Annotated in this window: 16 protein-coding genes; 3 read left to right on the forward strand and 13 right to left on the reverse strand. The window is 37.8% G+C overall.

What is annotated here, in order from left to right; genetic code table 11:
- The first annotated feature begins 13 nt into the window (after nucleotides 1-13).
- Complete coding sequence (gene rpsT / locus MKY13_RS12760; RefSeq protein WP_191700296.1) at nucleotides 14-262, forward strand: 30S ribosomal protein S20; 249 nt, start codon at nucleotides 14-16, stop codon at nucleotides 260-262.
- A gap of 139 nt (nucleotides 263-401) precedes the next feature.
- On the opposite strand, the gene holA is transcribed toward rpsT, so the two are convergent.
- Entirely contained in the window at nucleotides 402-1,412 is a 1,011-nt protein-coding gene (gene holA, locus MKY13_RS12765) for a DNA polymerase III subunit delta (RefSeq protein WP_339213108.1), read from the reverse strand.
- A 244-nt stretch (nucleotides 1,413-1,656) separates the two neighbouring features.
- Here holA and MKY13_RS12770 point away from each other — a divergent pair, with 244 nt between their 5' ends.
- A complete protein-coding gene (locus tag MKY13_RS12770) occupies nucleotides 1,657-1,830 on the forward strand; it encodes a YqzM family protein (protein ID WP_191700298.1) in 174 nt (57 codons plus the stop codon).
- A gap of 158 nt (nucleotides 1,831-1,988) precedes the next feature.
- Here MKY13_RS12770 and MKY13_RS12775 read toward each other — a convergent pair whose 3' ends face one another.
- The 12 genes from MKY13_RS12775 to MKY13_RS12830 form a co-directional block, all read right to left on the reverse strand.
- A complete protein-coding gene (locus tag MKY13_RS12775) occupies nucleotides 1,989-4,055 on the reverse strand; it encodes a DNA internalization-related competence protein ComEC/Rec2 (RefSeq protein WP_339213111.1) in 2,067 nt (688 codons plus the stop codon).
- 217 nt (nucleotides 4,056-4,272) lie between these two features.
- Nucleotides 4,273-4,848 carry a ComE operon protein 2 gene (locus tag MKY13_RS12780; RefSeq protein WP_191700300.1) on the reverse strand — a complete coding sequence of 192 codons (576 nt, stop codon included), beginning with the start codon at nucleotides 4,846-4,848 and terminating at the stop codon, nucleotides 4,273-4,275.
- An 84-nt stretch (nucleotides 4,849-4,932) separates the two neighbouring features.
- Nucleotides 4,933-5,568: a helix-hairpin-helix domain-containing protein gene (locus MKY13_RS12785; protein WP_318245203.1), complete on the reverse strand. Its 636-nt coding sequence runs from the start codon at nucleotides 5,566-5,568 to the stop codon at nucleotides 4,933-4,935.
- 139 nt (nucleotides 5,569-5,707) lie between these two features.
- On the reverse strand, nucleotides 5,708-6,445 hold the full coding sequence (locus MKY13_RS12790; protein WP_191700302.1) for a class I SAM-dependent methyltransferase: 738 nt from the start codon (nucleotides 6,443-6,445) through the stop codon (nucleotides 5,708-5,710).
- Nucleotides 6,438-6,791, reverse strand: coding sequence for a ribosome silencing factor (gene rsfS, locus MKY13_RS12795; RefSeq protein ID WP_191700303.1), 354 nt, complete (start codon nucleotides 6,789-6,791; stop codon nucleotides 6,438-6,440). Before rsfS ends, MKY13_RS12790 begins: the two co-directional genes overlap by 8 nt.
- A 6-nt stretch (nucleotides 6,792-6,797) precedes the next feature.
- Nucleotides 6,798-7,358, reverse strand: coding sequence for a bis(5'-nucleosyl)-tetraphosphatase (symmetrical) YqeK (yqeK, locus tag MKY13_RS12800; RefSeq protein WP_191700304.1), 561 nt, complete (start codon nucleotides 7,356-7,358; stop codon nucleotides 6,798-6,800).
- Nucleotides 7,327-7,920, reverse strand: coding sequence for a nicotinate-nucleotide adenylyltransferase (locus MKY13_RS12805; protein ID WP_191700305.1), 594 nt, complete (start codon nucleotides 7,918-7,920; stop codon nucleotides 7,327-7,329). The genes yqeK and MKY13_RS12805 overlap by 32 nt, the downstream gene beginning before the upstream one ends.
- Before the next feature lie 11 nt (nucleotides 7,921-7,931).
- The gene (gene yhbY / locus MKY13_RS12810) at nucleotides 7,932-8,237 is read right to left on the reverse strand and encodes a ribosome assembly RNA-binding protein YhbY (protein ID WP_191700306.1); all 306 of its coding nucleotides are present in this window, start codon (nucleotides 8,235-8,237) and stop codon (nucleotides 7,932-7,934) included.
- A 5-nt stretch (nucleotides 8,238-8,242) separates the two neighbouring features.
- Nucleotides 8,243-9,073: a shikimate dehydrogenase gene (gene aroE / locus MKY13_RS12815; protein ID WP_191700459.1), complete on the reverse strand. Its 831-nt coding sequence runs from the start codon at nucleotides 9,071-9,073 to the stop codon at nucleotides 8,243-8,245.
- A gap of 226 nt (nucleotides 9,074-9,299) precedes the next feature.
- The gene (yqeH, locus tag MKY13_RS12820; RefSeq protein ID WP_339213116.1) at nucleotides 9,300-10,403 is read right to left on the reverse strand and encodes a ribosome biogenesis GTPase YqeH; all 1,104 of its coding nucleotides are present in this window, start codon (nucleotides 10,401-10,403) and stop codon (nucleotides 9,300-9,302) included.
- Between the two features lie 53 nt (nucleotides 10,404-10,456).
- The gene (locus tag MKY13_RS12825) at nucleotides 10,457-10,972 is read right to left on the reverse strand and encodes a YqeG family HAD IIIA-type phosphatase (protein WP_191700308.1); all 516 of its coding nucleotides are present in this window, start codon (nucleotides 10,970-10,972) and stop codon (nucleotides 10,457-10,459) included.
- A 34-nt stretch (nucleotides 10,973-11,006) separates the two neighbouring features.
- Nucleotides 11,007-11,789: a phosphatidylserine decarboxylase gene (locus MKY13_RS12830; RefSeq protein ID WP_339213118.1), complete on the reverse strand. Its 783-nt coding sequence runs from the start codon at nucleotides 11,787-11,789 to the stop codon at nucleotides 11,007-11,009.
- 157 nt (nucleotides 11,790-11,946) lie between these two features.
- Here MKY13_RS12830 and pssA point away from each other — a divergent pair, with 157 nt between their 5' ends.
- On the forward strand, nucleotides 11,947-12,486 hold the full coding sequence (gene pssA, locus MKY13_RS12835; RefSeq protein WP_191700310.1) for a CDP-diacylglycerol--serine O-phosphatidyltransferase: 540 nt from the start codon (nucleotides 11,947-11,949) through the stop codon (nucleotides 12,484-12,486).
- Nucleotides 12,487-12,531 lie beyond the last annotated feature (45 nt).

The raw sequence follows: 12,531 nt of genomic DNA on the forward strand, positions 1-12,531 counted from the left end.
GGAGGTGAAAGAAATGCCAAACATTAAATCTGCTATTAAACGTGTAAAAGTTAACGAAAAAGCAAACGCTGCTAACGTACAAGCAAAATCTGCTATGCGTACTACAGTTAAAAAAGCTGAACAAGCGATCGCTACAGGTGCTGAAAACACTCAAGAATTAGTAGTTGCTGCTTCTAAAGCATTAGATAAAGCTGCTTCTAAAGGTCTTATTCACAAAAACGCGGCTTCTCGTAAAAAGTCTCGTTTAGCGAAAAAAGCTTAATTGTAAAGTTATAAAGCCAACTGCGCATTTGTGCAGTTGGCTTTTTTCGTATTATATAATTAGTTTTATAGAACGCTACTAGTAGAATCCACAAGTAGACGGGTAAATCTTACTTCAAAAAAATATATAAAAACTTTTCCTATAGCTTTCTCAATAAAAATAGTTCCAAGTGGCGTTCGCGATTGCCACCTGTGGTTTTTAGTTGAAGATCAACCTCAGCCAGACTGTACAGTGCTTGGAGTAATCGTTGATCCGTTGGACGGCTTCTTTGATTCGAAATAATTTGGACACGGTAAGGATGAATTTTTAGTTGCTTTGCAATTTGTTGCTGATGATAGCCCTTTTTTTGCAAATAGAAAACTTGTGTCATTGTACGAATATTACTTGCAAGTAATCCAACGAGTTTGATCGGTTCTTCTTTTTGGCGCAATAAATCATGATAAATTTTAAGTGCCTCTTCCTGATTATGTTCCAAATAGGCATTCAGCATTTTGAAAGCATCATGTTCAAGTGTCTTCGCTACTAAATCTTCCACAAGTTCACGTGTAATTTCCAACTCTTCCCCTAAATATAACGCCATCTTTTCTATTTCCATTTGTAGTTGGAGCATATTTGGCCCCACCATTTCAAGCAATTTCACGATTGCTTCATCCGTAATGGCTTTCCCATGAATCCTCGCTTCATTTTGCACCCAAACATTTAAATCATTATTTTGAGGTGTTTGCGCAAGGATAACCGTACATTTATCCTTCATAAGCTTCGTGATTTTTTTTCGTTCATCCAATTTTTCGTATGGAGCTATAAATACCGTAATTGCAGTATCGGTAGGATGCTCGAGCCAGCTTTCAAGACGTTTTAAGTCATGTTCAATCTTTTCTTTTCCTTTTTCAGTTGCTTTTAAAAAAGATGTATTTTTGGCGATTATCAGTTTGCGTTCTGAAAAAAACGGGATTGTGTCCGCTTCATCAATGACAAAATCTATCGGTTGTTCATTTAAATCAAAGGTCATCACTTCTGCTTCTTCCTCTTTTTGAAGTGCAGATTTCAATTGCTTTATTGTTTCATCTATAAAATAAGATTCTTCTCCTACAAGCAAGTAAACCGGTGCGAAATTCCCTTTTTTAAAATCCTGCCATATTTTTGTTATCATCTGGGGAACCTCCTTTACTTTCGTATTTCTTAGTATAACATTTTTTAATTAATTGAGAATGTACAGATTCGCTTACAATCCTACAGAACAGGAAAAAACAAATTAAAATAACAAGCTAATTACTTTGTGGACTTTTCTTGAAATTTACACTTATTATTATCACCAATAAAAGGAATAATTAGCATTTCATATAGCATTTTTAATTAGATTATTCTATAATGATTGAAGATTAGGAGGGATACTTATGGCAGGACATCAAGATCCAAACTATGTAACTGAAAACCCATTTGAAGGTCGTGGCCGTGCGATGAAAGGCAACGACTTCCCAGATGCTGGTTACGGTTTCGTAATTGGTGGCGGTTTCTTTATTACAATTTTTATCATTGCAATTATTGTAGAAGCAGCTACACGTATGTAATCCTAAAATGGAGTGATTTCTATTATTTACATAGAAATCACTCCATTTTTATAGTTCATCACCATAAGTGGCTTTAGCACTGTCTTGCCGTAGCCCACCAATCATTCAAGTGAAATTTTATTAGAAAATCTTCCTCATGTTATGGTGATGAGCCATTTTTATTGCAAATAAATTGAATTCGATTTTTCTATTGCCATCTCACCTTTTTTTATCGTTATTTCTATCGTTCCTTCCATTCCAGTTGTTGCGTGTGGGATATTGTATGATTCAAAACGATTTACTACATCAATATGCGGATGATTGTACCGATTGTTTTCCCCAGCCATAAACACTGCAAATTTCGGGTTTGTCAGCGCAACAAACTCTTCAATGCTTGAAGTTTTGCTCCCATGATGACCGGCCTTTAACAAATCAATATTCCTTAGCTTTTCTGTATATAGTTGAATTAATTGCTGTTCCCCTTCTTTTTCAAGATCTCCTGTAAACAGTGCCTTATACTGATTATGCGTTACCAGAATAACAAGCGAATCATTATTCCCTTCGTATTCAATATCAACAGGCCATAAATACTCAAACGTCGTCGTACCAACATTCCAGTAATCCCCTGCCATCTTTTCGATAAGTTTTGTATTTGTATTCTTCAGTTCCTGTAAAAAATCATTCATTACAGGCTTTGAAATCGAGCCTGGGGTCACATGTACCTCTTTCACAAGCACTTCTCGCAGAACCTCTTCAGCCCCTTCTACATGGTCGGCATCGGCATGAGATAATACAAATGTGTCAATTGACTGTATGCCACGCCCTTTTAAATAAGGTACTACTATTTGCCGACCCACCTCATATGGCGTTTGACGCTCTTTCCATTTCTCCTGATCAAATCTTAATAACCCTCCTGCATCAATCACTATAACGGATTTCCGGTAAGGTAATTCAATAACAATGCAGTCTCCCTGCCCTACATTTACAAAGGCAATTTTTAAATCATTATGCCAATAGGACTGAAAATGGAAAAGCAATGCAGGCATTACTAAAAGTAAAATTGCTTTTAATATCTCTTGTTTATCAAGGAAATAGAAGGTAATGAAAACAGAGCTGTACAATATGACAAGCCATATAATCGATGGTTTTCCCGGGTTCCACATTTGGACAATCGGCTGTTGAATGAAGAAGATGAAGTTTGTAAGTGCTGTTCGCAATGGCTCATATAGGTGAAAAATAATAGAATCAAACGGGAGCGGCAAAAACGTAAGAATTAAAACAACAAGATTAATCGGAAGAATTACAAAAGAAAATAGTGGCACAAAGAAAATATTCGCTATAAAAGATGAAAGACTGATTTCAAAAAAATGAAACAGTAACAGTGGGTAAACGAGGATTTGACATACAAAGGTAATAAAAAAGGATTGAACCAAGAAGTTAGAATACCGCGCTAAAATTCGATTCGAGTAGACTAGACTGTATGTAGCTAAATAGGAAAGCTGGAAACCTACTTGAAAAATAATACCGGGCTCCAATAGGACAAAAATGATAAAACTTATTGACAGGGCGTCATCCATTGGAATATTCCACCGTAAATACCGAGCAAGCATGATAAATTCCACAACACTTACCGCACGCCATATTGATGGAGCACCTCCTGCTACAACCGCATACATCGGTAATATGGCAAGAAGCAGAATTGTGGCTGGTTCCCTACGGATGCCCAAACGTAATAACAACTGGAAAAATAGGAAAGAAACGAGGGCGACATGAAGTCCTGAAATCGCAAATAAATGTGTAATCCCTAACTTTTGGTACGCTCTATTTAATTCATCATCGACATTATGTTGTAAACCGATTAAAAGGGCCTGTGCCTCAGCAACAAGCGAAGGAGGGAATGTATCTTCAATATGGAGCCTCAATCTAAAGCGTTGGTCATATAAAGGCTGGAACAAAGAGTTTTCCTTGTCCACAAAAGTTAGATGTTGAATTTCGATAATTCCTCGGGCATTTTTACTTTGTAAATACCGACCCATAGAAAAGCCATAGCGGTGTGCGGGAATAGATGGGGATACTTGCTCTCCGGCAACAAAAAAATTCGTACCAGCGAGTTGCTGGGCTTCCAGGAGCTGCTTTTCCTGTTCACTTTTTATTTCGTAGGTTACATATAGCTTTTCGCCCTCTTCATTGGTCATAAAACCTCGCAGCATAACACCGTTAATTTTGTATTCATCAGACCATGTCAAGATTGCGGGAAGTTCTACCGGCACCAAAAGCTTGTTTACTTCTTGGGTGAAAAAAAAATAACTCACAACGCCCGTAGAAAAAATTAAGACAAGATGTATTTTGAGGAAACGCTTATAATGACAAAATAACAACAATATAACTAATAATATAAGTAGCCTTATCGATTCAAATGCAGCAATTGCACTAATACAAATCGACAAGGCATAAAATATCCACTTATGCTTGAACAAGTTTACCAAATAAAGCATGCATCTTCTCCTCTAAAGGGAGCAACTGTTCATTACTTGCACCTAACTCACGAAGCTTCTCGAGCATTTCAAATGTTAAGGCAAACTTTTCATCTTGCAGAAAATCTATTTTTGCTTCATCGAATGGGATGTGCTGAACATGGACATCAGCCTTCTTGAATAGTTCCAAAGCATATACATTATTTTTATAATCTTTTGCATAGTACACGTTTTTAATTCCTGCTTGAATAATCGTCTTCGAACAAGGTAAGCATGGAAAATGCGTCACATATAGGTCCGCCCCATTTGCTGGTGTACCATATTTCGCACATTGCAACAGCGCATTCGTTTCAGCATGGACTGTTCTGACACAATGATTGTCCACTACATAGCACCCTTCTTCAATACAGTGTTCATCACCGGAGATTGAACCATTGTATCCACCGGCAATAATACGCTTCTCTCTCACAATAGTTGCCCCTACTGCAAGACGGGCACATGTACTTCTTAATGCAAGTAAATGGCTTTGTGCCATAAAAAATTGATCCCAAGTAATTCGCTCCATATGATAACCCCCAAAATTTATATCACTTATCAGTTTATACATAGTTCGAACCATTCGCAATGTATGATTTTTTGAAATTTCACTTTATTTTACATCAATTAAGTCCTTTAACTGCTCAAATGTTTTATCCCCGATGCCGGTTACCTGTTTTAAATCATCTACTTTTTGAAAATTTCCGTGTTCTGATCGATGCTGAATAATTGCACTAGCTTTTGAAGGTCCTACGCCAGGCAATTGGGTTAACTCTGATTCAGTTGCTTTATTTATATTGATTTTCCCTGAGCTGTTACCACTGCTTGTAGAATTTGTTTCCGTCATTTGCAGAAGCAGTTCCATTTCTTCCAATGCATCTTCACTAGAATTAGGAATATAGACAACCATTTCATCCTGTAATTTTTGCGCATGGTTAATAAGTATTGGATTTGCATCATCCGTATAGCCCCCTGCCGCTTCAATTGCATCGACAATTCGCTGCTCTTCTGACAAGGTATAAACACCCGGATATTTTACTGCGCCTTTTACATCAACAATAATTGTTTGTGGAGTGTCTTCCAATTCTGTTTCCGGAATATTTGGAGTAGAGCCAATAGTAGCCATGGCCATTTGGTCAATTGTTTCAATCGTGGCACTGTTCGAGGAATCTTGAATAAAAAAGAAATAGACAACTATTACCGCAAGTACACTACCAAAAATAGTGATTTGCTTTTTATACTTCTCCACAAATGGCTGCAAATTAAAAAACACCCTTTCATAAAGAAGGTTTTATATATGGAGCTTACTTCCACTATACAAATTTCACTTCTTTATGAAAAGGTATTTCATCTAAAACTGCCGAAACATTCTTTTTCGGGCATTTTATTTATTTTACAGCACGGATAAAAATCCGTTCACTTTCTTCAGTCGGCTCGGCTTTTGTCCAATCAGCCGAAACCTCGACATGTGAGAAACCAATTTCTTTTAGCCAAATAACATATTGTTCATAGTTAAAAGTTCTTTGAAAGTGTTCTTCATCAAATCGTTCATATAAACCATTTTCTGTCTGTAAGAAAAATGTCATTTGATGATAGACTGAATGTGGATACTCCCCATGCTCTGTATGCCATACATAGGAAATATCTCCGTCATCATACGTAAATGGACCGTCTAAGAAAATAGCGTCCATCTTATATAACGAGTGCACATCAAAAAATAATTGTCCTCCAGTACGAAGACTTTCAAAAATCCGTTTTAATGTTTCGATGACTTGATGTTCTTCTTTTACGTAATTAATCGAATCTATTGGAATGATTGCCACATCCAAGTCACTGAAACCGTCTAGTTCGTCCATCGACATTGCATAAAGTGGTATTGTAACCCCATTGACATCCATACGAGCACTTGCAATCGAAAGCATTTCCTCAGATAAATCGATACCTGATACATTGTAGCCTGCTTGATGCAATAATAAAGCAAGTGTTCCAGTACCACAGCCAATATCCAATAAATTTTTATAGTTCTGTGCAGGGGCATGCGATTGAATCCACTCCACATATTCCGCGTACGGGATATCTGTCATCAATTCATCGTATACTTCTGCAAAACGCTCATAACTATTCATTATCAGCTTGTGGTGCGTCTAATTGTGCTGCATCTCCCCATAAACGCTCCAAGTTATAGTATGCACGCTCATCTTTGTGGAAAATATGCGCAACAACATCCCCCATATCAACTAAAATCCAACGAGCTGTATCAAAGCCTTCCAATTTACGAACAGTGTAGCCCGCTTCTTCAGCTTTTTCTTTAATTTCTCTTGCAATAGCCTGTACTTGGCGTTCTGAACTACCTTCTGCAATGATGAAGTAGTCAGCTAATAAAGAAATCCCCTGCATATTTAGGGCAACAATATCTTCCCCGCGCTTGTCATCTATTGCTTTGTACGTAATATTTAATAACGTTTCATTCATGTATGTTTATTCCTCTCTCATTAAAAAGTTATAGCATTCAATTGATACAGGGTAAATTGCCTGTTGTGATGAAACTAAAAAGCTGAGGGTATGAGTTATACATGCCCGGAATGCATCATCCAAATTAATGTTTGCATCGGCTCTTAGTTTTTCTACACCATGAAATTTACGGTTTGGTTCAATCATATCTGCCACAAAGATAATTTTTTCAAAAGTTGTCATATCCGCTCGCCCAGTTGTATGGTAACGAATTGCATTTAAAATTGATTCATCATCAATATGAAATTCCGTCTCTGCAATCCATGCCCCGATAGGACCATGTAAAATCTCAGCGTCCCAATCAAGTAAGCGAGGATCCAATTGCTGCTCAATCACAACTTTTTTCATCCATTCGACATCTGCATATTTCGCAATATCATGTAAAATGGCTGCAATTTCCGCTTTTTTCGGATCTTCCTGATATTTTTCGGCTAAACGAATCGCCGTTTCCATAACACCAATCGTATGAAGATACCGCTTTTCGGGCATTCGCTCTTTAATTGCTGCTAATAACGTCTGACGATCCATACAAACCTTCCTCTCGAATATACTGTTCAACAGCCTTAGGCAATATAAAATGCAAATTGGCCTTATGTTGCTGTAATCGGTTTCGAATATAAGTTGAAGAAAGGTCTATTTGGGGCGCATCAACCATGTGTACATTATAAGACGTTTGCGCTTCACTGCCTGGACGCTTCACTCCTACAAACGTCACAAGCTGCATGAGCTCGTCAATCCGATGCCATGTAGGTAATGAATCAATCATATCCCCACCAATAATGAAATAAAACTCCGTTAGCGGCTCACGCTCACGCATAGCTTTAATCGTATCGAATGTATAGGATACACCTCCACGGTCCAGTTCAAAGGTCTCCACATGAAAATAGGGGATTTCTTCAATTGCCAGCTCAACCATCCGAAGACGCTGTGCATTAGTTGTAGAACTCAACTTATCCTTATGTGGCGGCTTTGCATTGGGCATAAAACGTATTTCCGCTAAATCGAGGGCAGCATATACTTCATTGGCCATCATTAAATGTCCGATATGCGGTGGATTAAATGTACCGCCAAAAAGACCGACTTTCTTCATTTCGCTTCACCTTATTTCGTAGCTACTTTTGGTAATACGATTTTTTTGTTATTGCGTGATTCTTTATATAAAACAACTGTTAATCCGATAAGTTGGACTAATTCTGCGCGTGTTCCTGCAGCAAGTTCTTCTGCCACAACATTTTTATCTTCTTCACAGTTATCTAAAATACGTACTTTAATAAGTTCGCGTACTTCTAATACATCGCGTAATTGTGCAAGCATTGCATCATTTACGCCACCTTTCCCAACTTGAAAAATTGGATCTAAGTGATGTGCCTCAGCACGTAAAAAACGTTTTTGTTTACCTGTTAACATAAAATTTAATTTCCTCCTAATTGCGCCGTCAAACGGGCAATCATTGCATTTGTATTTGGATAATGGCCTAACCAATATTCGTAGGCAATCGCTCCTTGATGCACGAACATGCCTAAACCATTAACAATTGTCGCCCCTTTTTGCTCAGCCGCTTGCAAAAATGGCGTCATTAATGGATTATACACAATATCTGCAGCAATTGCGCCTGCAGGGAACTTTTCAAGCGAAAATGGCAAAGCAAAGTCGCCCGTTGACATTCCTGCCGGTGTTGTTTGAATAAAAATTTGGAAAGCATCTAAGTTCTTTTCTGCGTGTTCCAATGAAATAGCCCGCCCCTCAGACATCTCATCTATAATTTGCTGTGCATTTTCAACCGTACGATTGGCAATAGTAATGTCCGAATAGCCTATAAGCTGTAAAGCGAATGCGATGCCACGTGCTGCCCCGCCTGCGCCGATTAATAAAACCGGTGCATCACGCTTATTTGTGCCAATTACTTGCTCTAATGCTTTCACAAATCCCGGACCATCTGTATTATAGCCCTTTAGTTTCCCTTCAGCTGTACGAACGACAGTATTGACCGCGCCCATCTTTGCAGCGAGTTCATCAAGTTCATCCAAAAAGGGAATAATTGTTTGCTTATGCGGTATTGTTACATTCCAGCCACTTGTGCCCAACAGCTTGAATGATGCTACAGCTTGTTGTAAATGTTCAGGCTTCACGTGTACCGGGATATAAGCCGCATCCACATTCTCTTCTTCATACCATGCATTATGCATTTCCGGAGATTTTGACTGTGCAATCGGATCCCCAATAACCGCAAACCACTTTTTCATCATCTTTTCCTTCTTTCCAGCTACCATTTCATTTACCACAAAGTATTAGCTTCCGTCATTAAATGCCGTTGATTTCCATTACGGGTCGGACGCTTTCCGCGGGCACGGCCTGAGCCTGTAGTCTCAGGCATCGTGCTTGTCCCGCTGGAGTCGCCTCCCCTTCATTCCAATCAACTAACTTTGAATAATAAAATATCAACCTTAATTAGGTGAAGAGTCCATTCTATCAAATTAACGATGGGCGGATGAATACTTCTACCCCTTTTGGAGCATGAGCGGCTACAACTACATTTGTATGCTGTACCGTTACCCATCCTAATCCTGAAATGACCACATCTGTTTTTGCTTCTTTAATTGAGAATTCGTGGCGTACTAGCGGTGGTAGTTGGTCAATATGCTTTGTAGTTGGTGGAGCCAATAATTCACCTTTATGTTCTTCATATAAGCTATCTGCACGTTCCAGCTTCGTTCTGTGAATCGGTAAATCGTTTGCTGCATGTATTGTAAATGCAGAACGTTCGCCTTGAATAAAATCAAAACGGGCAAGTGCGCCGATAAATAAAGTTTGTCCTGGATTTTGCTGATACACTTTTGGTTTAATTTCTTTTTTTGGCATAATATATTTCAATTCGCTTGAATCAATATGGTGGGCCATTTGATGATGATTAATAATACCTGGTGTATCAAATAACGATGCACCGTCATCCAGTGGAATTCCAATCATGTCCAATGTTGTTCCAGGGAAGTGAGATGTTGTTATAATTTCACCTTCCCCTGTAGCCTGCTTAATTATACGGTTAATGAATGTTGATTTCCCCACATTTGTACAGCCAACAACATATACATCCTTGCCGTTGCGGTATTCTTCTATCGCTTCTACCACTTCCTGCATGCCCATACCTTTATGAGCCGATACAAGTTTTACATCAATTGGCTTAAGCCCTAATGCCTTTGCTTCACGCTTTAGCCAATTAATTACTTTCTTTTCCTTCACCGATTTAGGTAAAAGATCTGCTTTATTTGCCACTAAAAGTACAGGATTGTTACCTACAAAGCGGTGCAAACCAGGTAACCAGCTGCCATTAAAATCAAAGATATCGACGATTTTTACGATAAGACCTTCCTGTTGTCCAAGACCATTTAAAATACGTAAAAAGTCGTCATCTGTTAAGCTGACTGGCTGAATTTCATTGTAATTTTTTAATCGGAAACAGCGTTGGCAAATAATCATTTCCTTTTCTAGAGAGGATGCAGGGGCATACCCTAATCCATTTTTATCTTCTGTTTGAATCACTGTTCCACAGCCAATACATTGTGGCATTTCGTTCATTAACTATTTCCTCCTAACTGGTATTGCAAAAACTATGCAACTTGGGCTACTTATTAGTCTTCCCAAGGGTACTTTCCTTTTCTTCTTAAATCATTGTAAACACGGCGTTCTACAAAACGGTTAAATTTTGTAACTAGTCCGTCTGAGTTCGCTACTGGACGTACTAAAAACGTATACAGCTTCTGACGCTTCGCTCCCATTACATCTGTTAGTAATTGGTCTCCCAACATCGCTACTTCATGGCGACGCAGACGTAACTGTACAAGCGCCGCATAATATGCCGCACCTAAAGGTTTTTTTGCCCTGAAAATAAAAGGGATACCATGAGGTTCTGCAAATTGTCGAACGCGTGCTTCATTATTATTTGATGCAATAATAATTTTGATCCCTGATTCACGCATCATTTCAAACCATTGCACAAGCTCATCTGTTGCATCCGCACGATCCCATTCCACTAGGGTATTATCCAAATCCGTAATAATTCCTTTAATGCCTAATTCATTTAATTTTTCTGGCGTAATCTCAAATACACTACGAATAAATTCATCTGGTAATAAAAAGTTGTACAAAGCCGTTACCCCTAACTCAAAATTTATTTACTCATTATAACATAGTAGCAAATGCTTCTCCCATTTTTATCTTCGCACCGCTAGAAACATTCTCAGTAAATTCAACCGCATTCTGTTCAAATAGCATAACAACTGTCGATCCGAAAGAAAAATAGCCAACTTCTTCCCCTTTTTTCCACTGTGTTGAATTGTTTGTAAGTTTAATGGAATTCACAAATGTTGCGCCTACTTTAATAAAGGCTGTACAAAAATCTTTTTCATAGTTAATTTCACTTATCATACGATAATTATGACTGATTGGTTTTTTCCCATATTGTAAGCCCATTTGATTTACTGGATAGGATTTCTTCCCCAAAATGTATTGACGCTTAATGACACCATCAATTGGACTATGAATACGATGATAATCTGCAGGGCTTAAATAAAAGACAATATATTTGCCTTTACTATACCTTGTAGCCTGTGTTTCATTTCCCAATAAATCGACTAATGAATACGGCTTATTTTTAACTGAAAACATCATACCATCCGTAATATCGCCAAATGCCTCCAATTTCGCATCAACAGGGCTTGCAAATGTATTTGTCCGTATATCTACAGGGCGAACCTCACCTTTCAGCTCACGAACAAAAAAATCATGTAAACTTGTAAAATCTTTTGGCGATTTTGAAACTTCCTGTATATTAATTCCGTATATATCACTATAACTACGAATAAAATTTTTACTTATACGTGATTGAGCAACATGTTGTAATACTTTCGAAGAGAGCTTACCGTTTGATAGTTCTATCAAATTGCGGTATAATTTTTCCTTCATTCTGTGTCCTCCCATTTATAATAAATATGGAATAAAGATAAATTATATAATGTATAGGCGCTCAAGGAAAGGTATTATGCAGAATTAAACTATTACCTTTTTTTCTAAAGAAGAAGTATAATAGAGTATAGCCGATGCGCAAGGGAGTGTTTTACCAATGTTTTTACTTCAAAAAGTGGATTCAACATTAAAAAAGATAAAAGCAAATGCTGCAAATATTATTACAATTACAAATATGTCATTTGGTGGTGCCGCTATTATGGCAACATTAAATGAATACTATAGCTACAGTGTTTTATTAATTTTTATTGCTGCTTTTTTAGATCGTTATGATGGGAAAGTTGCCCGCAAATTTAACCAGGAATCAGAATTAGGAAAACAGCTTGATTCCATGGCTGATATTATATCCTTCGGTGTGGCCCCAGCCTTGTTAATGTATGAAATGGTATTAATGAATGCGGGGATTGCGGGTATGATGATGCCGGTGCTATTTATAGCAGCTGGTGCATTAAGATTAGCACGTTTCAATGTAATGGATTCGACTGGATACTTTGTTGGGTTACCGATAACAGCTGCAGGTACATTGCTCACGTTCTCTTATTTCTTTACAAATTCTTTATCCGAAACATTTTACCTAATTTTATTCCCGGTATTAGCACTACTGATGGTAAGTACATTTACATTAAAAAAAGTGTAAGAGCAAAAATTGGCTCTTACACTTTTTTTCATTTCTCCGCAAAAT

Origin of the sequence: Solibacillus sp. FSL W8-0372, assembly GCF_037969735.1 — a bacterium.
Lineage (GTDB): Bacteria > Bacillota > Bacilli > Bacillales_A > Planococcaceae > Solibacillus > Solibacillus faecavium.

What these genes read in the sequence shown, in the direction of transcription:
- rpsT (WP_191700296.1), top strand. Translation starts at nt 14, where the DNA reads ATGCCAAACATTAAATCTGCTATTAAACGTGTAAAAGTTAACGAAAAA.
- holA (WP_339213108.1), bottom strand. Translation starts at nt 1,412, where the DNA reads ATGATAACAAAAATATGGCAGGATTTTAAAAAAGGGAATTTCGCACCG.
- MKY13_RS12770 (WP_191700298.1), top strand. Translation starts at nt 1,657, where the DNA reads ATGGCAGGACATCAAGATCCAAACTATGTAACTGAAAACCCATTTGAA.
- MKY13_RS12780 (WP_191700300.1), bottom strand. Translation starts at nt 4,848, where the DNA reads ATGGAGCGAATTACTTGGGATCAATTTTTTATGGCACAAAGCCATTTA.
- MKY13_RS12790 (WP_191700302.1), bottom strand. Translation starts at nt 6,445, where the DNA reads ATGAATAGTTATGAGCGTTTTGCAGAAGTATACGATGAATTGATGACA.
- rsfS (WP_191700303.1), bottom strand. Translation starts at nt 6,791, where the DNA reads ATGAATGAAACGTTATTAAATATTACGTACAAAGCAATAGATGACAAG.
- yqeK (WP_191700304.1), bottom strand. Translation starts at nt 7,358, where the DNA reads ATGGATCGTCAGACGTTATTAGCAGCAATTAAAGAGCGAATGCCCGAA.
- MKY13_RS12805 (WP_191700305.1), bottom strand. Translation starts at nt 7,920, where the DNA reads ATGAAGAAAGTCGGTCTTTTTGGCGGTACATTTAATCCACCGCATATC.
- yhbY (WP_191700306.1), bottom strand. Translation starts at nt 8,237, where the DNA reads ATGTTAACAGGTAAACAAAAACGTTTTTTACGTGCTGAGGCACATCAC.
- aroE (WP_191700459.1), bottom strand. Translation starts at nt 9,073, where the DNA reads ATGAAAAAGTGGTTTGCGGTTATTGGGGATCCGATTGCACAGTCAAAA.
- yqeH (WP_339213116.1), bottom strand. Translation starts at nt 10,403, where the DNA reads ATGAACGAAATGCCACAATGTATTGGCTGTGGAACAGTGATTCAAACA.
- MKY13_RS12830 (WP_339213118.1), bottom strand. Translation starts at nt 11,789, where the DNA reads ATGAAGGAAAAATTATACCGCAATTTGATAGAACTATCAAACGGTAAG.
- pssA (WP_191700310.1), top strand. Translation starts at nt 11,947, where the DNA reads ATGTTTTTACTTCAAAAAGTGGATTCAACATTAAAAAAGATAAAAGCA.